Origin of the sequence: Acidihalobacter aeolianus (assembly GCF_001753165.1) — a bacterium.
Classification (GTDB): domain Bacteria; phylum Pseudomonadota; class Gammaproteobacteria; order DSM-5130; family Acidihalobacteraceae; genus Acidihalobacter; species Acidihalobacter aeolianus.
On the sequence record NZ_CP017449.1, the window covers coordinates 133411 to 155755 of the forward strand.

Annotated in this window: 24 protein-coding genes and 1 pseudogene; 13 read left to right on the plus strand and 12 right to left on the minus strand. The window is 59.3% G+C overall.

Annotated features, from left to right (window positions below; genetic code table 11):
• The first annotated feature begins 189 nt into the window (after positions 1–189).
• From BJI67_RS16340 to BJI67_RS16355, 4 genes are all read left to right on the plus strand, one after another.
• On the plus strand, positions 190–2178 hold the full coding sequence (locus tag BJI67_RS16340; RefSeq protein WP_070074330.1) for a DUF4942 domain-containing protein: 1989 nt from the start codon (positions 190–192) through the stop codon (positions 2176–2178).
• Complete coding sequence (locus BJI67_RS16345; RefSeq protein WP_070074331.1) at positions 2178–2774, plus strand: nucleoside 2-deoxyribosyltransferase; 597 nt, start codon at positions 2178–2180, stop codon at positions 2772–2774. Before BJI67_RS16340 ends, BJI67_RS16345 begins: the two co-directional genes overlap by 1 nt.
• Before the next feature lie 130 nt (positions 2775–2904).
• Complete coding sequence (locus BJI67_RS16350; protein WP_156782267.1) at positions 2905–3168, plus strand: hypothetical protein; 264 nt, start codon at positions 2905–2907, stop codon at positions 3166–3168.
• A 118-nt stretch (positions 3169–3286) separates the two neighbouring features.
• Positions 3287–6457, plus strand: coding sequence for a sensor domain-containing protein (locus BJI67_RS16355; RefSeq protein ID WP_156782268.1), 3171 nt, complete (start codon positions 3287–3289; stop codon positions 6455–6457).
• On the opposite strand, the gene BJI67_RS17670 is transcribed toward BJI67_RS16355, so the two are convergent.
• The 5 genes from BJI67_RS17670 to BJI67_RS16380 are packed head-to-tail and all read right to left on the minus strand — an operon-like array spanning position 6376 to position 8868.
• Positions 6376–6843, minus strand: coding sequence for a hypothetical protein (locus BJI67_RS17670; protein ID WP_156782269.1), 468 nt, complete (start codon positions 6841–6843; stop codon positions 6376–6378). The genes BJI67_RS16355 and BJI67_RS17670 overlap by 82 nt on opposite strands.
• A gap of 7 nt (positions 6844–6850) precedes the next feature.
• Positions 6851–7438: a hypothetical protein gene (locus BJI67_RS16365; RefSeq protein ID WP_156782270.1), complete on the minus strand. Its 588-nt coding sequence runs from the start codon at positions 7436–7438 to the stop codon at positions 6851–6853.
• A gap of 27 nt (positions 7439–7465) precedes the next feature.
• Positions 7466–7891 carry a hypothetical protein gene (locus BJI67_RS16370; RefSeq protein ID WP_070074336.1) on the minus strand — a complete coding sequence of 142 codons (426 nt, stop codon included), beginning with the start codon at positions 7889–7891 and terminating at the stop codon, positions 7466–7468.
• The gene (locus BJI67_RS16375; RefSeq protein ID WP_070074337.1) at positions 7875–8414 is read right to left on the minus strand and encodes an HD domain-containing protein; all 540 of its coding nucleotides are present in this window, start codon (positions 8412–8414) and stop codon (positions 7875–7877) included. Before BJI67_RS16375 ends, BJI67_RS16370 begins: the two co-directional genes overlap by 17 nt.
• Entirely contained in the window at positions 8401–8868 is a 468-nt protein-coding gene (locus BJI67_RS16380) for a hypothetical protein (RefSeq protein WP_156782271.1), read from the minus strand. The genes BJI67_RS16375 and BJI67_RS16380 overlap by 14 nt, the downstream gene beginning before the upstream one ends.
• Positions 8869–8951: 83 nt before the next feature.
• Here BJI67_RS16380 and BJI67_RS16385 point away from each other — a divergent pair, with 83 nt between their 5' ends.
• The 6 genes from BJI67_RS16385 to BJI67_RS16410 all read left to right on the plus strand — a co-directional run bounded on the left by BJI67_RS16385 (position 8952) and on the right by BJI67_RS16410 (position 12521).
• On the plus strand, positions 8952–9362 hold the full coding sequence (locus BJI67_RS16385; RefSeq protein ID WP_070074339.1) for a phage protein NinX family protein: 411 nt from the start codon (positions 8952–8954) through the stop codon (positions 9360–9362).
• 244 nt (positions 9363–9606) lie between these two features.
• Positions 9607–9930, plus strand: a complete 324-nt coding sequence (locus BJI67_RS17675; protein WP_156782272.1) for a hypothetical protein — start codon at positions 9607–9609, stop codon at positions 9928–9930.
• Positions 9931–9941: 11 nt separating this feature from the next.
• Entirely contained in the window at positions 9942–10430 is a 489-nt protein-coding gene (locus tag BJI67_RS16395; protein ID WP_156782273.1) for a hypothetical protein, read from the plus strand.
• An 89-nt stretch (positions 10431–10519) separates the two neighbouring features.
• Positions 10520–11011, plus strand: a complete 492-nt coding sequence (locus tag BJI67_RS16400; protein WP_070074342.1) for a phage protein NinX family protein — start codon at positions 10520–10522, stop codon at positions 11009–11011.
• Positions 11008–12252 (plus strand): phosphoadenosine phosphosulfate reductase domain-containing protein, encoded by a 1245-nt coding sequence (locus tag BJI67_RS16405; protein ID WP_070074343.1) that lies wholly within the window; start codon positions 11008–11010, stop codon positions 12250–12252. Before BJI67_RS16400 ends, BJI67_RS16405 begins: the two co-directional genes overlap by 4 nt.
• Positions 12249–12521 carry a hypothetical protein gene (locus tag BJI67_RS16410; RefSeq protein WP_156782274.1) on the plus strand — a complete coding sequence of 91 codons (273 nt, stop codon included), beginning with the start codon at positions 12249–12251 and terminating at the stop codon, positions 12519–12521. Before BJI67_RS16405 ends, BJI67_RS16410 begins: the two co-directional genes overlap by 4 nt.
• Before the next feature lie 1031 nt (positions 12522–13552).
• Here BJI67_RS16410 and BJI67_RS16420 read toward each other — a convergent pair.
• The gene (locus BJI67_RS16420; protein WP_070074346.1) at positions 13553–14791 is read right to left on the minus strand and encodes an RNA-guided endonuclease InsQ/TnpB family protein; all 1239 of its coding nucleotides are present in this window, start codon (positions 14789–14791) and stop codon (positions 13553–13555) included.
• Positions 14792–14814: 23 nt separating this feature from the next.
• Here BJI67_RS16420 and tnpA point away from each other — a divergent pair.
• Positions 14815–15227, plus strand: a pseudogene (tnpA, locus tag BJI67_RS16425) (IS200/IS605 family transposase).
• Between the two features lie 89 nt (positions 15228–15316).
• Here the strand turns inward: tnpA and BJI67_RS16430 are convergent.
• Together BJI67_RS16430 and BJI67_RS16435 are read right to left on the minus strand one after the other, a co-directional pair.
• Entirely contained in the window at positions 15317–16303 is a 987-nt protein-coding gene (locus tag BJI67_RS16430; RefSeq protein ID WP_070074347.1) for a hypothetical protein, read from the minus strand.
• 173 nt (positions 16304–16476) lie between these two features.
• Entirely contained in the window at positions 16477–16653 is a 177-nt protein-coding gene (locus BJI67_RS16435; protein WP_156782275.1) for a hypothetical protein, read from the minus strand.
• Positions 16654–17264: 611 nt separating this feature from the next.
• Here BJI67_RS16435 and BJI67_RS16440 point away from each other — a divergent pair.
• Positions 17265–17513, plus strand: coding sequence for a hypothetical protein (locus tag BJI67_RS16440; protein WP_156782276.1), 249 nt, complete (start codon positions 17265–17267; stop codon positions 17511–17513).
• Between the two features lie 55 nt (positions 17514–17568).
• The gene (locus BJI67_RS16445) at positions 17569–18606 is read left to right on the plus strand and encodes a hypothetical protein (protein ID WP_156782277.1); all 1038 of its coding nucleotides are present in this window, start codon (positions 17569–17571) and stop codon (positions 18604–18606) included.
• A gap of 36 nt (positions 18607–18642) precedes the next feature.
• On the opposite strand, the gene BJI67_RS16450 is transcribed toward BJI67_RS16445, so the two are convergent.
• From BJI67_RS16450 to BJI67_RS16465, 4 genes are all read right to left on the minus strand, one after another.
• Positions 18643–19479, minus strand: a complete 837-nt coding sequence (locus BJI67_RS16450; RefSeq protein ID WP_070074351.1) for a ParB/RepB/Spo0J family partition protein — start codon at positions 19477–19479, stop codon at positions 18643–18645.
• 159 nt (positions 19480–19638) lie between these two features.
• Complete coding sequence (locus BJI67_RS16455) at positions 19639–20118, minus strand: hypothetical protein (RefSeq protein ID WP_070074352.1); 480 nt, start codon at positions 20116–20118, stop codon at positions 19639–19641.
• On the minus strand, positions 20118–21170 hold the full coding sequence (locus BJI67_RS16460) for a ParB/RepB/Spo0J family partition protein (protein ID WP_197513423.1): 1053 nt from the start codon (positions 21168–21170) through the stop codon (positions 20118–20120). The genes BJI67_RS16455 and BJI67_RS16460 overlap by 1 nt, the downstream gene beginning before the upstream one ends.
• A 62-nt stretch (positions 21171–21232) precedes the next feature.
• Complete coding sequence (locus BJI67_RS16465; protein WP_070074354.1) at positions 21233–22099, minus strand: ParA family protein; 867 nt, start codon at positions 22097–22099, stop codon at positions 21233–21235.
• Positions 22100–22345 lie beyond the last annotated feature (246 nt).

The window sequence follows — 22345 nt, forward strand, 5'->3', positions numbered from 1 at the left end:
TGCTGATGTGGTCGTTGCACGGACTACCGGGTTATCGCCGGCTTAATCCTACCGGCACGAGGCGCCTTGACAATCCCCAGGCTTATACACAGCTTGTTCGTCATGGCCCATGATGACACAGGAAAGATGGTATAATACCATTAGCCAATAAGGTCACCGACTGGCGGCTGACCCGATAGGAGAATTCACATGGCATCAACCGATCCCTTGCAGTTCTATCCCACACCTCACGGTCTGGGCTGGGACATGTGGCGCGCATTTGTGGAACCCTTCCCCCAACGCATCCTGGAACCCTCCGCCGGCGACGGCGCCTTGATCGCAGCCATGCCTGATCGTCGCTTTCGCACGGAGCAGGTCGACGTCATTGAGATCGACCCGATGCGTCAGGCCACCCTGCGTGGGCGCTTCCCCTCGGTGCGCATCATCGGTTACGACTTCCTGAAATTCACTCGCGGTTCGGTCTACAGCGGGATGATCCTTAACCCACCCTTCCAAGCGGGGGCGGCCCACGTCCTCCACGCCTGGGACATCGCCTGGAACGCGCAGATCGTCGCCCTGCTCAACGTGGAGACGATTAACAATCCCTGCACCCAGGAACGTCTGCGCCTGGTCAAGCTGATCGAACAGCACGGGCGAATCGTCAAACATGTGCCTAACGCCTTCGAGGATGCCGAGCGCAAGGCTGCGGTCGACTGCGTGATCATCCACCTGCACAAGCAACCCGAGGATAAAGGCGCGGATATCCTGGGCAACGTGATCGGCGACCTCAAGAAAGAGCGCGAGGGTGGCAGGTCGGCCCCCGAGGCGCCCGTCGACCTCAACGCCCTGGCATTGCCGGAAAACGAACTGGAGAACGCAGTGATTGCTTTCGAGGCGGCCGTGAAGACGACGACCGATGCCATCGTGGCCGAGGTGCGAGCAGGTCACTACGTGTCGATACTGGGCCGCAGCCTTATGGAAACCATCGAGGGCAAGAGCGCACCTAGCCGCCCCATCGACGACGTGCAGAAGGCCTTTGCCGAGCGCTACGAAGATCTCAAAGATCGTGCCTGGAACCGGATACTTAACACCAGCAAGATCAGAAGCCGGCTATCCCTGCAGGCACAGAAACGCCTCGAGTCGGAGTTCGACCAGATCAAGCAGCTCGACTTCACCCTGGAGAATGTCTACGGCTTTCTCGGCGGTCTGCTCGCCAACATGTGGGAACTTCAGCTCGAAACGCTCGAGTACACCTTCGACAGCTTCACGCGATACGCCTCCGGCAATCTGAGTTACTTTCGCGGGTGGAAGAGCAACGACCGGCACAAGGGCCTCGGCTGGCGGTTGCGCGACAAGCGCGTGATCCTCAAGGCCCGGGCCGCGGATTCCTGGAGCAGGAGCTTGTGGTACGAGGACGAACGCGTGCTGGCCGAGCTGGACAAGGCCTTCGCGTTACTGGACGACGGCAAAGAAGCCCCGGAATACGGTCTGGTCCAAGCGGCCGGCGATCATTTCAAGGACTTGCTACGCGGTCAGCGTATCGACAGCACGTACTTCCAGATGCGCTACTACAAAGGCATCGGCACGATTCACCTCTTCCCCAAACGCAAGGACCTGGTCGATCGCCTCAACCGGGTGATCGGCGCACACCGTCAATGGATCCCGCCGGAGACGAGCGCCAGCGAAGTTGGGCCGGATTTCTGGAAGCAATACGAGCAGGCCGACAAGTTCCACGACAAGCTGGTCGACCAGCTCGAATCCAAGTGCCGCTGGGCCTACGACAGCCCGCTGCGCACGCTGCACCATGCCCGTGAGACTGTTCACACCGAAAATCAAGCCGCGCATGACCAGGCCGCGCAGAAGGTCCTGGATGCCTTCCGCGGTATTCACGAAGCCGCAGGCCTCGACGTCGACCGCGCGCTGGCCGGACCCACGCAGGCCTCGACGTCGACCGCGGCCCCGACTCAAGCGAGGATGACCCCCGCCCCGGCCCCGTCTCTCGCCAAACCGTCGGCAGCCCTTCCGGTGACTCGCCCCGCCCTGCCCGCGCCATCGGTACCCACAACGACGGACAGCCCGTCCACACCCAAGGTAGCCAGCGAAACGAGTACCGCCACACCGGCCGCACGCAAGCGACCGATGCCGAGCAATCCGCCTTCACTGTTCGATGACTTGAACGATATCGAGGAGGTCGCCTGATGATCCCGAATAACACTTACCGGACTGTGTATCTCGCCGGTCCCGATCTGTTCTACCCCGACGCCGATGCGCGTTTTGACCAACTCAAAGCGCTGTGCCTCAAGTTCGGACTGCGTGCCATCTCGCCCATCGATGCCGGTGCGCTGCCGACCGATGCGCCGGCGACGATCCGCGCGCGCAATCTGTCACACATCAGGCAAGCCGACGGGGTGCTCGCCAACCTCGCCGGATTTCGCGGACCTGAACCGGACAGCGGGACCGTCTACGAGGTCGGCTTCGCGGCCGCCCTTAACCGCGTCGTGGTGGCCTACAACGTGGATGGACTCACCCACTACGAGCGCGTGCAACAGTCACACGGACCGCTCAACTACGACACCCGTCCAGATGCCCGTGCGCCGATTACCGACAAAGAGGGGATCGAGGTCGAGGACTTCGGCCTGCGCGCCAACCTGATGCTGGCGGCCGGCCATTTGATCTACCCCTATACGGTGCATGCCGTAGCTAAACTCGCCGAGCTCGTGATCCAGTCCAGTGCGCACCTGCGGTCGCAGGACCCCCTGGCCGGTAACGCAGCGGAGACCCAGCACGTAGTCTAGTCGTAGGCTATACCCTGATTTTCGTGTGGTCACTCGAAGGCCATGGCTTCCTTAATCTCCCACGACATGGATGGCAGGAGATGGCTTACACCACCCCTGTGCCCCGATCACCGTATGGAAGGACTCCGTGGTGCAAACACCCAGCCCCCTGTCCCCTGACCTCACAAGCGCCCTGACCGCCTGCGACGCTGCGGTGTGGATCCGCCACGCCGAACATGACCCCACCTATACGGCTCTCCTCGAACTGCTCGACCGATACTGCGCCGGCGACATCTGCCAGGACGATCTAATGCGCGCCGTGGCTTACTGTGACCCCTATTACCAGGCCATTGTCTGCTGCGTCGTGAAGCAGATGGGTCTCGATACCCAATTGGGCCGACACGTTATCGATTGAAAATATCAGCGGCTTGTTGCATCTTCTGGGTAGTTGACTAATACACTCATAAAAAAAAGAGCGGTCCAGGGGGAAATAACTAAATAAGGCGCGGGCTCGCCTATGGTGGAGTGTGTCCGTGTCCCATAATTTCAGCCAGCTCGTCATGGCCGGCATTGATGGCATCCTGATCTACGCCCTGATCCATCATCTGATGATCAGTCGACGCGCCGTGCACCGTACACTGCATACCCTGTTTGCGGTCGTCTGCCTGTTTGCGCTCCTGCTCTCGCTCTCACACATGCTCACCGTGCAGAGCCTGACCGCAGCGGGGTACCTCGAACGCCTGAAGTTCGAGCATATCTTCGCCCTGCTGCTCGTCTACACCCTGGCCGTCTTTACGCTGTATTACGCCAAACGCCTGGCACACTGGTTCGTGGTGGCTTTTGGTGCGGCCTTCGCCGCCCTCATCGTCATCGAAATGGTCTTACCCTATACCTTGCAGTTCCGGCAGTTTTACGGCATCGCCCGCGAGACCCTGCCCTGGGGTGAGGTGATTACCATCGCACGGGGCCAGCCGGGCTACTTCGCAGCCATCCCGACGGCGGTTGTTTTATCATCGTTAGGTTACGCCTTCGTGCAGCTACTACGCTCCTATCGGGAGACCCGCGAACCGGGCCGTCTGTGGATGCTGGGCGCTTTCGGCTTCGTGATCCTCGGTACCGCCGAAATCATCCTGGTTCGGCTGGGCCTCGTCCACGGGGTGCTGCTTGGGTCCTATGACATCCTGGGGCTGGTCGTGGTCATGTCCTCGGTTTACATCCTCGAGTCCCAGCAGCAACTCGCCACCGCTGAAAGCAACTTCCGCGAACTGTTCGAGCGCTCACCCACCGCCATGGTGTCGTTCGAACCCAGCTCCGGTCGGATCCTCGAGGCCAATACCGCTGCGGTTAATCTGACGGGCTTCACGCGCGAGGACTTCCTGGCTCGCAAGGTCACCGAGTTCGGCATCCAGGGCGACGAAGACGAGAACGGGACCTTCGTCCAGTTGATCCAGCGGCTGGCCTCGGGGGAGGACGTGACGGCCTCCTACGAGAGCCGTCTCAAGCGCCGAGATGGCCGTGAACTGCTCCTCGACCTGTACTTCTCGACCATCATCAACCCGCTCGGACACGTGGTGAGAATCATCGCGAATGCGATCGATGTGACCGAAGCACGCCGTGCCCATCAGGCGCTGGCGCTTGAATCGGAAAAGAATCAGATGTTGTTGCGCAGCTCCAGCGACGGAATCCACATCGTCGATGCGCAAGGCTTTCTGGTTGAGGCCAGCGATTCGTTCTTCGATATGCTGGGCTATGAGCGCGGCGAGCTCAATGGTTGCCATGTGACCGAGTGGGATTCGGAGATGACACTGTCCGAAATCCGGGCGCATCTGGCCGGGTTCTTCCAGGCCAACCAATACACCGTGTTTGAGACACGCCACCGACGTAAGAATGGCGCGATCATCCCTGTCGAGATTGCCGCGGTACCCATCCTGCTCGCCGGCAAGCCGTACATCTTCAACGCCTCACGTGACATCACTCAGCGCAAACGCATACGGGAGGCACTACAGGCCAGCGAGACCCAGTTCCGTACCCTGTTCGATACCTCACCCATCGGTATCGCCTTCTGCCGGGATGGGGCGCTGGTCGAAGCCAATACCGCGTTCAAGGTCCTGCATGGCTACGCCGGCGAGGAAAACCTGATCGGTCGCCGCTTTGCCTCGTTCTTTGTCGACGATGGCCAGCGCCTAGAGGAGCAGTACCGGCGCTATGAATCCAGTGCGATGGGTGAGAGCTTCTCAAGCGAAGCGGTGGCGAGAAAAAAGAACGGTACCGAATTCCCCGTGCTCGTTTCCCTGCAACGTGTGCACATGGCCGATGGCGAAACGACTTTCGCCTACATGATCGATTTCACTGAGCTCAAGCAACGCGAGGAAGAGATACAGGAACTGGCCTTCTACGACCAGCTCACCAAGCTGCCCAATCGCCATCTGATGATCGACCGGCTAACGCTCGCGCTATCCAACGCAGAGCGTTCAAAACACTACGGCGCCGTCCTGATGATCGACCTCGACAACTTCAAGGTCATCAACGATACCTTGGGGCATGACTACGGTGATCTGGTCCTGCAACAAGTGGCCGTCCAGCTCCAGAACTGCCTGCGCCCGGGCGACACGCTCTCACGACTCGGTGGGGATGAGTTCCTGGTGATCCTGGAAAGCCTGGCCGATGTCGAGGGGGCCGCGGTGCGTGAAACCGAGTCGACCTGCCAACGTCTGCTGCACGCCCTGGGTCAGCCCTTCATGCTGGACGGCAAGCCGTACCGGATTTCTGCCTGTATCGGTGCGACCCTGTTCAACAACGCAGATCTGACCCTGGACGATCGCATCAAGCAGGCTGACATCGCGATGTATCAGGCCAAGAACACCGCACGCAATACGATGCAGTTCTTCGACCCCAGAATGCAGGAGTCGATCAACCGGCGGGCGACCGACGAGTCCGATCTCTACACCGCCATCGAAAATGGACAGTTCGAACTGCATTATCAGATTCAGGTCGATGGCGACGGCACCCCCACCGGGGCCGAGGCCCTGATCCGCTGGCGTCACCCGGAACGGGGGCTGGTCTCACCCGCCGAGTTCATTCCGCTGGCCGAGGAAACCGGCCAGATCCTGCCGATCGGCCGCTGGGTCATCAACGCGGCCTGCGCACAGCTGCGGTTGTGGCAGAGCGACCCGCTGATGCGACACCTGACGCTATCGTTCAACATCAGCTCACGTCAGTTCCAGCAGCCGGAATTCCCGAGGATCGTACGGCGGGCCCTGCAACGCCATGCCGCGCCGGCCGACCACCTCAAGATCGAACTGACCGAGAGCGTGTTGCTCGACAACGCCGAGCATGCGATCGCCGTCATGCAGCAGCTGCGTGAGCTGGGGATCCGGTTCTCGCTCGATGACTTCGGCACCGGGTACTCCTCCTTGCAGTACCTAAAGCGCCTGCCGCTCGATCAACTCAAGATCGACCAGTCGTTCATTCACGATATCTCGACCGATAGTGGGGATCTGTCCATCGTGCAGGCGATTATGGCGATGGCCAGCAAGCTCGGGTTTGAGGTCATTGCCGAAGGCGTGGAAACCCACGAACAGCGGGAGCTGCTCGCCTCGATAGGCTGCTTCGCCTATCAGGGTTACCTGTTCGGGCGGCCGGTATCCGCCACAGCATTGCTGGGTACGACAGAAGCCGTGGCGCGTGCCGCCGTGGGTCGTTGACCCGCTCGCACAGCCTTATTTGCGGCGGTATTGCCGACCCTCCACACGCTGCCGCCCCTGGCATCGGCCTCCTGACGCAGGCTACGGGCAATCTCAGGGAGATAGCGACCGAAGTGGACCGGGTCGGTCTCTTCATACTGGCCGCGGTCGAAGTCGACCACCAACGTCAGGCTCAGCAGCAGCTCCTCGAGCTGTTTGGCCAGCGCCGCTGAGGCCTCTGGCGTCAGCGGGGGCGCGTCGTAGAGTTGATCGGCCACGCTACGCAGCGTTGTATGCTGCATCTGTGTGGCGAGATACATGTGCTCGGTCTTGTCGGGTGCGGGCTTATTGTCCTCGACCGGGTTTTTGCGTCTAAGAAATAACGGAAGTTCAGTGCGTAGCGTCATGGCGTTGCTATGCCTCTTTGTCTGTTTGATAGCGTGGGTTGTCGACGGGATGTGAGACCGCCAGGACATAGCGCCAGCCGCAATCCGGGTCCTGACCAGCGATCTTCAGATGGTTAGACCCCACCAGTGCCAGCATGATCGTACAGCACTCATCGGCACTCCAGCTTCGCCCCCGGCGGCGCAGCTTCTGGTAGACATCCCATCCTGTCTGCGGTGTTGTCGCCCGCGCCATGACTTCCAGTATCTGGCGCTCCTGCCGGCGACGGCGCCAGCCCGGCGTGCCGCGTGGCAGTTCAGGTGGCAAGTCCGCAGATGGCGCATCTGCGGGGTCCTCGCAAACCTCGGGGTAGAAGACGAGCTCAGCTTCCAGGTCGACACGATAGCGGCACAGCTCCCGACCGTTTTCGCCAGCGTGGAGTGCCATGACCACCGGCCAGTCGGCCTGGTCGCCACCATGTTCGCGGTAGTAGTCCTTGGCACACAGCTTGATCAGATGACGTTGATCCAGTGGGCGGTGCAGACACCAGTTCACGGGCGATATGAATGAGAAGCGAGGTTGCCCAGCATCCGCAGGCAAGCTGTAGTCGATTTGCATTGGCTGGCTCCTGTGAGCGCCTGGTCGTCAGGCGGTTACGTGCCACAGGCGGACACGGCCGTTGTCGGCCAGTACAACCTGTGCGTTGACGATGACGTGAGGTTCGGTCAAGGCCTGACCGGCCGCCTCGGCCGCCGCCCGATCCGGATGATGGGAAATAAGCGCCAAACCGGTGCGCGTACTACGTGCCACAACCACGCGGGCGACGCCCTGCCCTGCCACCTCGATGGAGGTCTCCGGTACGCGTAGGCGTGGCCAGAGGTCCTGCCAGGCGTGCAGCCAGAAGGGCTCCGTGTCGCTCAGGTGATTCGGCACCTGGTTGGCGCTGCGCCGCGCAGTCACGGACAGGTTCTCCCACCTATGCGTTGCGACATTGAGCAGCTGCGTGTGCTTGGGCAACGGGGCACGCGCGTTGATCAGACGCAGGATGGAAACGTCAGGCGTTGTGTTCACTCGGGACTCCTATCGAATTCAGGGCGTGCTGTTTGAGGTCGCGGCCGATCTTGTCGAGCGTGTGGATCAGCGCCCGCTGTTCGGGCAGGTAGATATGGGCGAAGCGAGGGTCCTGGGCCTCGATATCTCGGATGTTGTCGAGCACGTCAAAGACCTTGATGGTCTGGACCTTCGCGGACGCCCGATGCAGGCGCTCGCGCTCGAGTGCCTTGCGTGCAGCCCGGTTGCCCTGCCCTGCCCGGGGATCATGGGTCAGACCCACCACCAGTTCCGTGACCGTCGGCCCGAAGGCCTCATGCAGATCATTTGCTGTGGTGGCCGTGTCTTCGATCGTGTCGTGCAGCAAGGCTGCACGCAGCATGTCGAGATCCGCGCAGTAGGCAGAGAGAGCCTGTGCCACGGCGACCGGGTGGACGATGTAGGGCTCGCCGGTATAGCGGCGCCGCTGGCCTGAATGCGCCTGCTCGGCGTAGACATGGGCCATGCGCAGATCAGTGGCGAGCAGAGACTCAAAATGGCTCATCGCTTTCCTCATGTGAGATGCGTGGCTGCATCAGCGGCGCCCAGGCTGCGCGCATGCTTGCCAGCGATACCGGATGACTTGCGTTATCCACGAGGTACTGCGTCAACACGCGCATGAGATTGCGTGCTCCCGAGGTGTACTGGCGACCCAGGAACATGTCCCTTATCTGGCGACTTTGAGGCCAGCCAGCCGCCGTTTCGTGGAGCTGACCGAGGCATTCGGTGCGTTGGAAGCGGTCTAGCCTGCCGTGCCCGGAAGGGTGCTTGACCGCCCGCACCCAGAGCCCGTCATCACGAAAACACTCGACGTTGACCTGCGACCGTACTGAATCGATCTCCAACACGAGCCTTCTGATCTCCCATCCCCCTTGCGCCAGCAAGCGTTCCAAAGCGCGGCGGCTTCGCTGCGACGTGACGGACTTCATGCCTGTGTGACGGACTTTATTGCCTGACATGTACTGTCGCCTCTTGCCGGTTCGTTCTCGAACCGTTAAAGTATCACCATGCAGCATGTTGCACAACACAAGGAGGCAAACAGATGGCACTGATCGACGTACAACAGCTCTCAGGACAGGCACTCAACTGGGCGCTGGCCGCTTGCGAACTGCAACGGCTTGAGGCTGCGGGTGTGCCCGTCAAGGCATGGGTGATTGGGCATCATGAGGCGGGCGATACCTGCTGCTACGACGCAGAGGACTGGTCACAAATCGGCCCGATCATGGCGCGCGAGGGCATTTGTCCCCGCAAGTTGCTCGCACCCGAATCTCCCTACAACGGGCACTGGTTGGCTGCGTATGAAGACGAGACCTACGGCGACACAAAAGACAGGCGGCCGAAGCTTTTTCGCCACGAAGTGGCGCAAGTGGCCATTGCCCGCTGCTACATCGCACGGCGACTAGGCATTCGGATCGAGATACCCGACGCCCTTGCCCTGCCTGATGCGGCCTGACCGAGATGGGTTGGGCCAATTACCGCCGCCAGCGTTATGCACCCTTATTGGGGTATCGACTCTGCCGGGTGTCGCCTGAACTCGCTTGCACCGAATACAGCGACATTCAGGATGCCCACGAAGCCTGCCGAAAGGCGCGATTGTCGGGGTACACAGAGGCCACCGTGCGGGCGCTCTATGCGGATGGGCGAAGACAAGACTTACTACCGCCGATAGGCGGTTACTGAGGTGCGGAATGGATCATATGACCATGCAGATGAATCTGAAACTGGCGCGGGCCCTCTATGCCATCCAGCGAAATCAGCTCAAGCAGCCGAATCTTGCTCAAGAGGCCAAGGCCTGCATCCTGCGCGAACTCAGCCGTTGCAGGGCGCGATTGCTGAGGGCTATAAAGCAGGTTGAAAACGCGTTGTATGGTCAGGTTTTCCCGCGTAATCGTGGCGGTAAGCGGTTGCCCTGCAACACTCCGCGATCCAGCCTGCCTATCCGTCAGGCGCAGAACGCGCGGAACACGCATTTGCCTGACATGGGTCGTTGCCGGCCAATGCAGATCACACTCACGCACTAAAGAAGCAGAACTTGACGATCAAGTATCAAGCCGCCCTGAATCTGTATCTGGTCTCGCAAGGCGAGGCCGTGCGTGCGGACGGGACCGAAAAGGTCGACGGGACAGAATCTGTCTTCGCGGCCGCCCCGACCTCGGCCGCGGCCCTGCAACTGGCTGCCGAGTACGATGAGGGGTTACGCCAGCCAGATAACTACGAGGTCAGCCCCGGCTGCGTCGTGGGTGCCTTGCGGCGCAGCGAGGACGAGTATTCGCATGTCGCACGGTCACCACGTCGCCAGGTCAATCTCGGTTTTTACAGCCTGGATGACGCCCTTGAGCAAGTTGCCGCATGGGATCACGAGGATGGCGAGAAGTCTCCGCGTGATCTGAATGCCAACAACGAGGTGGTGGCCTGGGAGGACTGGGTTGAATTGGTTAAGGCCTCCGATGAGGACGGCTATTGGCCTAGCGCGCCGATCGAGGCTCTGGATAACTACAGACCGGATATCTCGCAAGTCTGAGCGCTTAACGCTCAAGAATACCCCCGCACCCATGCTGGCCGTCATGGGAGCCAGGCTAACTCTTTAATACGGTCATTGGGAGCGAAATCATGGAGCATCGAGTCGAATCACTCGACGGGCTGGTATTGGACTGGGCAGTGGCCCAAGCCGGCGGCGTCGATGTCGTATTGGGCGAGGGGTGTCTGTTGCAGGTCTACGCGGCACAGCGCGAGAAGAAGGTGTATGCGCCCTCCTCTTGCTGGGGTCTCGGCGGCCAGATCATCGAAGACCAAGCGATCGCAATCCGCCGGCACCCGTCTACGGGTAGCTGGTACGCGATGATGAGCGAAGACCTTGGGTCCTTCGAGCATGCGGCGTGGGTAAAAATGACCGCCAGCGGCGGCGAACGCTACGGCACGCTCTCGTATCAGGTGCACAAGCGTCAGCAGCGTTTCGACGGCCCGACGCCACTCGTGGCGGCCATGCGCTGCTTTGTGGCCTCGAAGTTCGGCAGTGAGCTACACATCCCGTCTGCTGTGCTACTGCACGCGTTGCTTAAGGTGACGCCCGCACCCTGCCCGTCCCATGGCTGCGCATCATGAGCGCATGGGCCAACCCCAAAGACCTGCTCAGCGCATCGTTCGAATCGCTCCCCGCCGCCGACCAGGCGGCGGGTGGCGCTGATCATCTGGCCGATGTCCCGGTGCAGTTTCACGCCCACGTCAATGGGCCTGGACAGCTCAACCAGGTCGCCGTGACCGATGAAGTTGAGGCCCTGCTGCGCGCCGGCGCGGTATGCTCAATAGGGACGAGCGGAGGCAAGGATTCTGTTGCATGCGCCCTTGCGGTCAGCGAATATCTCGACCAGATCGGCCATACCGGCCCGCGCATTCTCATCCATGCCGACCTCGGCCGGGTGGAGTGGCAGGACAGCCTGCCTGGCTGTGAGCGCCTGGCTGAATACCTCGGGTGGGAGTTGATGGTGGTCCGGCGGAAGGCCGGCGACATGCTTGCGCGCTGGCAAGGGCGTTGGGCCAATAACGTGCGTCGCTACCAGGATCTTTCCTGCGTAAAGCTCATCCTACCGTGGAGCACGCCGGCGCTTCGCTTCTGCACGTCTGAGCAGAAGACGGACGTGATCTGCTCGGCGCTTAAAAAGCGGTTCCCCGGCCACGACATCATCAACGCGACCGGCATCCGTCGCCAGGAAAGTGCTCGCCGCCGGCGGATGGATGTCAGCGGCCCGATGGCGAAGCTCAGCCGCAAAGGCCGCACGGGCCTTGCCTGGAATCCCATCATCGAGTGGCCGCTGGAGGACGTGCTCTACGCGATCAGGCAGCGCGGTCTGCAACTGCACGAGGCCTATCGGACCTATCACACCACACGCGTGAGTTGTGTATTCTGCATTATGTCGTCGCACGCTGACCTCATCGCGGCATCGACCTGCGAAGACAATGCCCAGGTCTACCGCGACATGGTGGCGCTCGAAGCCCGTTCGAGCTTCGCGTTCCAGGGCAACCAGTGGCTGGGTGACATTGCGCCTGAGCTGCTCGATGACACACTCCTTGCTGCGCTCGCGCGCGGCAAGCGCGTGGCAGTGCGACGCAACGAGCTGGAAGCCCGGATCCCCGAGCATCTGCTGTACACGAAAGGCTGGCCGACCTGCCTGCCTACCCGGAGCGAGGCCGTCATGCTCGCCGGTATCCGAGCTGAGGTTTCCGACTTGCTCGAGATCGAGGCGGTGTACCTCACCGCCACGGAGATACTGGAACGCTATGTGGGGTTGATCGCTGTCAAGGAAGACACGGGTATCATGCCGGATGCCTGCGAGACCACATCATGATGGGTGAACTGCCGCAGGTGCCTGCCGAGCGCATGATCGTTCGCAAGGGCGACATGTCGCCCAACACTCTTCTGCGCCTGATTCGCCAGGATGACGGTGACATGTGCGTTGCGATCATCGACGATGAGGGGAACCAGACCGACGTGGAATTCTGCGTACCGGGTGCTGGCGGCGGTAAGTCACCGAACACCTGGAGAGGGCTCTATGCGCTGGCGGCCGCGATCGAGGCAGACAACAAGGAAGCCCCATTCCGCGTCGCCTTTCGCTGAACGACGCCTGTTCGATTAAGGAACTTACACCATCCATGACCCGACTGAGCAACATAGGGCTCGCATGACAGAAATCACGAACATCACGACCATCGTGGCATTTCACCTTGAAGCGCTTGAGGCGGCCAAGGCGGGTGGACTAACGTGGCAAGACCTCGCGGATCAGGGCGCAGCAAGCGGGTTATGGCCTGAGATGGGAAGTACGGAACTGTCTACCCGGGTACTGCGGATTCGGAAGTCCGTGGAGGCTGGCAAGCGACCACTCCCTCACCAGCGCCCGCTTCCTTTCCTGTCCTAATCAACGCGTGGGCCTGTTACTGATTCGGACTCGCGTGTTGATGTGAGCCGCGCAGGCGGGTCAAGGCACCCCGGAACGAACTCGAACGTGCCGCTCTCGCTGAGCTCATCCCAGCATTCATTGTGATACCGATTGCGGTAGGCCCGCCCCTCGAAGAAGCCAGACTGCTGTGTATGCCGCTCTCCTACGGGTATTTGTGCACAGCAAGCTGCGCAGCGATGGGGTTTGCGTGCCCGTGGGTGAGTCGGCGTGTCGTGAAAATCACTCATACAGATGGCCTCCTGAATGGATGTTGAACGAACACGCCGAGGACTATCCAGTCAGCTCGATGTTGTATAGGCATTGCTCCTGCTCCCACTGCGCATCCAGCTCGGGGGCTTCTCCGATGGCCCGGCGTCCTACCGGGCTGCGGACAATTGCCCAGGCTGGTGTCATCCGGTCACGTGGGGCTTTGGGGCGCGGACAGCCTAAGACATCCAACAGCGCGCAGGTCTTCACACCTCGCTGACTCTTCGTGCGCCCCGTACTCAACACCAACCCAGGCTTCTTGCCTATCTTCTCTAGCCAGTGGACTATCCACGGCAGCTAGTCTTCCTGTACCGGCTCTGCGTCCGAGTATAGTGCTGCAAACGACTTGAACACCTGGTCTGCCGTGATCCCTTCGATAGCCTTGATCATGTAGCCGTCTAATTGACATCCTCCCCGGCCTGAAGGCCGGGGATTCCTACGGCGCTCAGGCGCGGCATTGAGCCGCCCCCGAGTCGCTTCGGTGGGTTCCTGCTGCTGGCGACCTTACTGCATCGCTCACTTCACAGGCGAACCGGGCGTGTCCCGCCCTTAGTACATTGATCGCGCCGACGACATCGGCGTTTTCCTCGAAGCCGCATTCGACGCAGAGGAACTGCGCCTGCGTCTGGCGGTTGTCTGCCGACACATGGCCGCAGCACGGACAAGTCCGACTGGTGTACTGCGGCGGCACGGCCACCAACCAGCCGCCATTCCACGCCAACTTGTAGTCCAACTGGCGGCGGAACTCGAACCAGCCCTGGTCGAGGATGGACTTGTTCAAGCCGGACTTGGCCCGAACATTCCGACCCGGTTTCTCGGTTGTGCCTGCCGCTGACCGGGACATATTGCGTACCTGCAGATCCTCAATACACACCATCGCGTGGTTTTGGCTGATCGTGGTCGTGGCCTTATGCAGGAAGTCGCGGCGGGCATTGCCGATGCGGGCGTGTATGCGCTGGACGCGGGCTTTTGCCTTTTTCCAGTTGTTGCTGAACTTGGTCTTGCGGCTCATCGCCTGCTGCGCCTTGCGCAAGGCAGTTTCATGCCGCTTGAAGCTGTTGAGAGCGGCGATATGATCCTTGTTATCGAACTCTGGTAGTGACTGATCGAACGTGGCGAACCGCGCCACGCCCATATCGATGCCCACCGCATCATCGCCGGTCGGAATGGGCTGCGAAACCTCTCGCTCGGTCTGGATCGACACGAACCACTTGCCACCCGACTGGCTGACGGTCGCGTTTTTTACCTCGCCCAACACGTCCCGGCTCTTGCGATAACGCAGCCAGCCGAGCTTCGGTAGAAACACGCGACTGTTGCTCTGATCGAGCTTGATGCCTTGCGGATAGCGGAAGCTGTCCGATACGCCTTTCTTCTTGAATCTCGGGAAGTCGGCGCGTTTCTCGAAGAAGTTTTTGTAGGCGCGTTCGAGATTCTTGAGCGCCTGTTGCAAGGCTTGACTGGGAGTTTCGTTCAGCCAGAGCGTTTGCGGTTGCGCCTTCCATTTGGTGAGCACCTTGCATAGCGCAGCGTAGCCGAGCTTCTTTTCTTCTGCCTTGTGCCGCTCCTGTTGCAACGCCAGCGCCTTGTTGAACACGAACCGGCATGATCCGGCGAAACGGCGCATGAGGCGCTGCTGTTCGCCGTTGGGCATGAGTTCAAACTTGAAGGCTTGGAGGCGTTGCATGTCGTGAATTATACTCTTGGTCTATGAGCGATAATAATGATATTCGGCGCGGACGACACTGCGTATTCAAGATGCACGTTCACTTGGTCTTTGTGGCGAAGTATCGCCGCAAAGTGTTTGATGGCGACGCCATCGACCGGTTGCGCATCATCTTCGCCAAGACCTGCGCCAACTTCGAGGCGCAACTGATCGAGATGGACGGCGAGGACGATCATGTGCATCTGCTGGTCGAGTACCCGCCCAAGGTCGCCGTCTCCCATCTCGTGAACAGCCTCAAGGGCGTGTCCAGCCGCCTATTGCGCAAGGAACGGCCCGACATCCAGAACGCTACTGGCGCGGCGTCCTGTGGTCTCCTTCCTACTTCGCATCAAGCTGCGGCGGCGCGCCGATTAGCATCATCCGCCAATACATTGAGCAGCAGGCGACTCCAACTTAACGGCAGCAAAGGAGTCCTGCGGACTCCGCGCTATCCATCCCCGGCCTGAACGCCGGGGCTTTCCGCGCTAACTGGGTAAAGGTAGGCGCCTAAGCGCCTACCCAGTCCAGAGAAGCCTGCTTCGGTGGCACCGGTTGGTGTCGTTGTTGGCTCACTGGCCGCTCGATCTTGAGTCCCTTGCCCGCGTAGCCCAGGTATTTGCGTGCGCTGACCGGGATGGCGCACAGCGGACTGGCGTCGCCGACAAAGGCCTGCAGCTCCTCGCCACAATGGCGGAATCCAAATGAGAATTTGGCCGGGTCGAGGTGAATCAGGGTGTCGTCCGGCAGCAGCGGGAGATTCTTGAGATGAGACTCTGCCGCGGCGATCGCCTTGCGGTAGTGGCCCGGCGACAACGCCTCGATCTCTCCGTAGGCCTCGACGAATTGACCCAGGTGGCTGTATTCCCACTCCCCCAACTCCAACTCCCCGTCGCGTTCGATGACCAGATTCTCCAGGCCTTCGATCCGATAGCTGCAAGGTAACTCGTAGTCCGGAGCGACCGGTGCAGGCGCCGGGTTGTATCCCAGATCGAGGTCGATCGTGGTCGACCACAGATGGCCGGAGAAATAGCGCCAGTAGGACCTCGTGACCAGTGCGGTGAAAACATGGGCCTCGGCTTTGAGGCTTTCGATGTGATACTTGCCATCGCGGTTGATCGCGTCGGCTACCGTGTTCAACCCGCGCTCCAGAAGCCTGAGGATAGTTTCTTCACGGTTTTCAGCGGAAACGTCCACCGTCATTTTCTGGTCGTGATAGACAATCGGCGATTTGAGGGCCTGCATCCAGCTTGAGATATAGCCGTTCGGCGTGAACGGCCCGCCCGGCCGGCGAAGCATGCCGCCACATACGCAGCTCGCGTATCCGAAGATGCGGCGAACCATATCCTGGCCGGTACCAAAGCCAGTGCACGACCACTCAGGCTTTTTCGGTGAGACATTCGACTCGTACACCTGCTCCATCAGCAGGTAATAGATCGTGCCGTCATCGGCGCGCAGCGCCGCGGCCTTACGGCCGGTCGAGATGGTGGATCCCATAGGTGTGTGCCTCCAGAGCCGGGAATGCGCCCGGTACGCTGGTTCGCTGCCGAACCGCATGGCCATACTACCCCGCTTTCTGGCGAAGCACAACCGGGCGGAAAATGTGTAACCTGTTGATAACTCTGTGTATATTTTTCGCTTTGGCCTTTCCCGCCGAAGGCGTCATAGGTTCACGACTTAGTGGTTATTTGTTGGCGTATCACGCGCAAGGCGCCCTGCCCGTCCGAGCTGATCAGGTTATAGGCGATACTCACGCACGAAAAACCAAGGAGGGTCTCCAAATACGCGTTTGAGGGTGCGATATAGACGAACGTGATTGCGGCCAGCAAGCCCACGAGCAGGTCCATTGCGACCCCCGCAAGGTACATAACCAACTGGCGATGCCAGGGTGCTTTCTGTAAGTCGCTATGCACCACCCCCCCCTATTGGAAAGGCAAGTATCCGCAGCACGCCGCGTTCGGTCCTAACCCGCAGGTACAAAGACATGCGGTGGCCGAGGACAGGCCGCCTTGGACAAAAAAATCGGGTGTCACCGAGATTGAAACTGCTTACCTCGCAACCAAACGCACGCATCGTCCAATAGTGCCCGGCCTCGTGCAGGACCGTCATCGGCACGGCTACGAGTGATGCAAAGGGCAGATAGTGGCAGAGCCAGTTGCTTCGGGGGATACACCAAAGACGCAGTAAATTGCGACAGCGAGTATCACCATCAACAGGTGGATCCATCCCCCGCGAGCAAACCAGTTCGGTCGGTCTCGCGTTTTGGTTTTGTGCACAGGCATATCCACCGTTTACTCAAGCCCCCTCTCTACACGCCCTCTTGGTTCGTTTACGAACCAGCCATATAATACCAAACAGCACAGCGGATGAGGTCCGAGGGTTGCCGCCCCCGAGGGCCCTACCCCACCACGGCGGCTCTGGAGAAAGATATGTTCAACGCGACCTCATGGGCTGCGCGGTGAACCGCGCTCAAGCCACACTCGAAGCACTCCACCTCAAGGGGCAATACCCTGCTCGGCTTGTCGGTATCGCCGGCAAGCTGGATCAGTGGCGAGCCTTCACCGCCAAATCACCCGCGGGCGTCCGTAAGTACAAGCGCCAAGGCTACGAGGTGTTGCTGATCAGTACCGCGCCGAAGGCAGACCCCGTCCCATCCACCGTTGTCTTGAGACAGCGCAACCATTGGATTCAGCGTAACCCGAAGTAATCCCCCCTCGCCTGTCGGCCGGACGACCGGCCGCAGGTCCATCAAGGAGATGCACATGACACACGTGAGCCTGTCGAAACTCTATACCGACCAACACGCAGAAGACGCAACGCCTATTCACGCAAACGATCCAGTGGCAGAACTCATCAATTCGCGCCCTGGCAGAGAACGCCTCGATGCCTTTCTACGCCAGGCTAATCCGATGGCTGTGCACCGACTACTCAGCTGCCTAACTTGCCTCGGAGACGTAGGCAATATTTGCATCTGGTCGACTCATAGCGAGGCAACCGCGCGAACCGTCGCGGAACTGCCGATAGACACTCTGCTGGAACTCGCCCAGGGCGACGACGCTCGCGCTGAGGCAATTTTGCGTTGCATGCCCACGGGGCTGATGACGCCGGAGCTAGCCGGCAAGATCGTGCGCAGCCCCAACCCCTACGTCGTGGCCGCCTTAATACGGCACTTCACTCCCCGCCCCTATCGCATCGGCCAGGAAGACATTGCGCACATGTTGTCTGATGACATCCTGCCGCATATCGCCGACAGCATCATGCAGCACATGTACGAAGACGATTTTACCGAGGATCAGATCCATAGACTTTGGGCAGCTCTGCCCAACGCCGACGCCTACCAGTACACCATCGAGCACGGGTTCTTTAAGCCGACACCTGAGCGGCTTCGTTGGATGATGGATGTGCAAGGCGAAGATGAAAGTGGCCAGCCGTATATCGACGCGATCTATTTCGCGCTGCTTGAACGCGATGTTGAGCGGAACTATAGCGTGGGCCTGACACGTCAAGCGGTGGACGAGATATACACCGCAATTAGCGGGCCAAACGGCGAACGTCACGGAGCCACATACGACATTCTCTGGATGTTGAGTCTGCACCGCGAATTCCAGTTGACGCCCGAACGCATCGACTGGGTATTCGAGAAACCGGGTGAGCGTGCAGGTGCGCTGGCTGAGGCCTTGGAAATTCGAAAGGACTTCACGTTGACGCCATTCCAGATCAAGCGCATTCAACGAGGCGACAAACACTTCACGGGGCTCCGCAATGCCTTGCCCCAGTACCGCGCAAACCGCGGACTCTGATCATTGACTGGGGGGGGGAGGGATCCTCTCCCCCTTCTAGCGATCGGGTTTATCCGCAACGGCAGACAAGAGTTTTGCTACGACGCGGTCTGCATCGTCGACTGAGAAGACGGTGATCTCAAAGACGCCACCGCGTCCTTCAGTCCACTTCAGCTTAACCGGAAGACCCAGCTTTTCACCGACCTCCATACCTAAGCGGTTGGCATCGATAGATAGTGGTTGCTCTGACACCGCGGACTTAGGTGGTTTAGGAGCCAGCAGTGCCTTGAGCTTCGCCACCTCCTCTTCCAGCTTTCGCACCGACCATCCCTCGCGAATGGCGCGCTTTGCGAAACCTTCCTGGGCAGCGGGGTTTAGCGTGGTCAGTGTTTTTGCGTGACCGCCCGACAATGAGCCGTCAATGATCAAAGACTGAATGGTGTCGCTGAGCTTAAGCAGGCGCAGTGTATTTGTGATCTGTGTGCGACTGACCCCGGTGTCTGTGGCAATCATCTCATGCGTCAATCCGAACTTGATCGCCAGCATTTCATAGCTTTTGGCTTCCTCAATGGGATTGAACGCATGGCGCTGTATGTTCTCCACCAAGCCAAAGGTGGCCGCCTGCCGCTCATCCAGATCATTTCGGAGGATGACCGGCACCAACTCGAGCCCAGCAGCTTTGGCAGCTCGACACCGACGCTCACCGGCGATGATTTCGTAAGGAGGACATTCACCGCGTGCAACGATGGGTTGGATGATACCCTGATTGCGTATCGACTCAGCTAGCCCGTTGTCTTGAAACACCGTTCTCATCTGGTAGCGCCCAGGCACGAGGTCCGTAACGGGTATTTCAACAACGGTCAGATCCGATTCTGTCTTCTGTGGTTCGTTCATGCGCACGTCGTCTCTGTTACCGTTCGGCAGGGCGATTCTGATGTTTCACGTGTGACATTCAAAGGCGAAACAACAAATCGCTGCTATTTAAAATTTAATTCAAGTCGTTTTTTTAGTAGTTATAACAGCAGGTTACATGCTTTCTGATGGCCGCGGACATCATGTCCGCGGGGCCCACATCTTGGGCTTGTTCAAGCGCCATACGATGGCAGCGCGGAGCACGGAGGATAAAGAGGCGTCTAGGTAGATCGGAGGGTCAAGGTCTATCCCGTAGAGAGCCGCCTCAAGCGAGGCCTTCCAAAGCCTGTGATGTGTAGCCGGATTAATGAAGATCAGGTCTCTTACAATCTTCTCACCCTTGATGGCGCCGGTGTAGCAGACAAGCGCCTTCCAGGCGTGTTTAGCGGCCACGTCCCCAGAGCCAGGCAATCTGCCAAGACCGGAAATCTCTGGATCGAGGAACCAGTTGATCGTGTCCTCGATCCATCTGCCTTTGCCCCGCGCCCCATAGCCGTCGGTCAGCACGCGGATCTGCAGCGCATCCCTGACCGACTTGGGCAAATAAAACGTGGTACGGCTTGACCTCGATTCACGCTTCTCTATCTCCGCGAGGATATCGGTACGCTGACGACGAGTCATTACTGCTTCCTCGCATGAGCCAGAAGGTGTTTCAGAACCCTATCCCAGGTACTCTGAACGGCATCAATGTCAGACCAGTCCAGATCTGGGTCGACAACAAAATCAGGGTCGTTACCTAGCAACCGCTGGATGATGAAGCGCGCATGCTCAGGCTTTGATACCGCACCAAGGGTAACCTTGGTGCGCCTTCTGCCTCTGCCGAGGTTATTTGTGATCGGGTGTGATTTGTTGTTCGCCGGACTATCAGTGGTCTCGGTTTGATTATCCCCCCCCGCGCGCTCAAGAGCTGCTGCCTGACTTACAATCTTTCCTTCTATGATCTCTTTGTAGACCTTCCGGTCACGAAGGATCAAAAGATAGCGCCGTGCCTGGCGTGGGACGATCTTGAATGTTCTACTGAATTCCTCCGCGGTCATTTCCTGGCCATCGTGTGCATCTGACCAGATACGGCAGATCCCATCCATAGCCGCGATCTTCTCCGGGAACGATAGTTCGTCGCGCTGAATATTCTCTGCGAGAGCGTTTATGCGGTATCGATCCTTCGGCGCAGATCGGAGGATGCACGGGATGTCTGACGCACCCAGCATGAGCATAGCCAGGTAACGGCGCTCACCGACATGAATCGTGTACTCAGTCTGCTGGCCACGTTCAGACGAGATGTACACGACCGGGGGCTGCAGCAGTTCTTCGCTGATGCTCCCCGCGAGTTCCACGAGCGCAATGGCCTTGCTTTGCTTTAGCTTGTCATCTTCATAGAGTTCAGCAACGTGGTTCACCACTGCTGAGAATATGTCGGTGGAATCATCGAGCCCGGCAGCAGCCTGTCGCCAGCCAACGATTTCAGCTTCCGTAAATGGTAGCTTTCTTGGGTTTTCAGGATTGCGCTTGATTTTGTCTGCCGGTAAGCGGACGATCTTGCCGTCATTCTTGGCGGAGATGCTCTGTATCTGGTTGCCGAGCGATCCCATGAGTTTCGTATCGCCACGGATTGCCTGGCGAATCGAGCTACGCGTCGATCCGCGTTTCGGCGTGTTGCTGGGTTCATCGGTCATTGTCATTACGCTCCGTTAGCGCCACCCACTACGCCAGCCGATTACGCTGGCATGTATGTGGCTTAAGCAAGCACCTTTTCGATGATCAGATCGCAGACCTGCCTGGCTTCGACGTAGTGTTTGTCTGATTTGCTGCCCTGGAACAGGCTGGGGCTGCCGTAGACCATGCTCATCTTGTAGCCGGCCCAGTCATGCATAACCGTGTCCAGCAAATGCGGCCCAATGGTTGGGTCTTCCAGCATTTGCGCCATAAATTCTTGATGAATCGACAGATTGGTCCTGAACATATTGGCTAAAATGCCTACCAATTTGAGCTGATCATCATCGGATCGGCCCGCATTGACCTGCGAGATCAAGGAGATCATCCCTTGAAGCCCCTCGACAGATGGGCTCTCCATCTGGGTCGGGATCACGACATGGGTTGAGGCATGAAGTGCCGCTTGAACCAGGGGACCCTGACTTGGCCGCGTATCTATGACCACGATGTCAAATCTGTCCTGGAACAGCTCTGTCCAGATGAAGTCACGAAAGTAGTTCGCGACCTTCGAGTAGATTTCTGCTTCATCAAGTAGGTCGACTCGCTGCAGATCTGCCGAGTGCGCGGGGATGATATGAAGGTTCTCGAAACGAGTAGGGTAGGGCTCAGAGACACCGTGCAGCCAGATACTTGCACTTGAGTCACGACCATCCCACTCCGGTTCATCCTCCTTGTACAAGTCGAAGTCCGGATGGATGGGCGGGACAAAGCCGCCTTTATCATCAACATCCATCTCCAGAAAGCGCCGTGACAGGTTCCCTTGAGGGTCAAGGTCGACAAGGAGCGTTCTGAGGCCTCGCAGGATAGCCGCATCCTCGCCGAGCTGTTTTGACAATAGGGTTTTTCCCGTCCCGCCCTTGAAGTTCCCAACTGTAGCGACTCGCATAGCCATCTAAGAATGCTCCCTCGAAACAACGCGTTATTGACCACAAGTAAGCCTAAGGCTATAAAGTAGCCATTGACTACACAGTGCACGTGCAACAGTATAGCGCCTCATGTCGCGAATCAAGTATTCGCAGTGGCGGAATTGTATGCGGTGTACTGATTCATTTTGCGGCGGAAGCATCGTTAAAGATGCTCGCACGAATAGTGCGACGCGCAAGAACACGCGATACCACGCCGTGTGGAGAGGAAACGG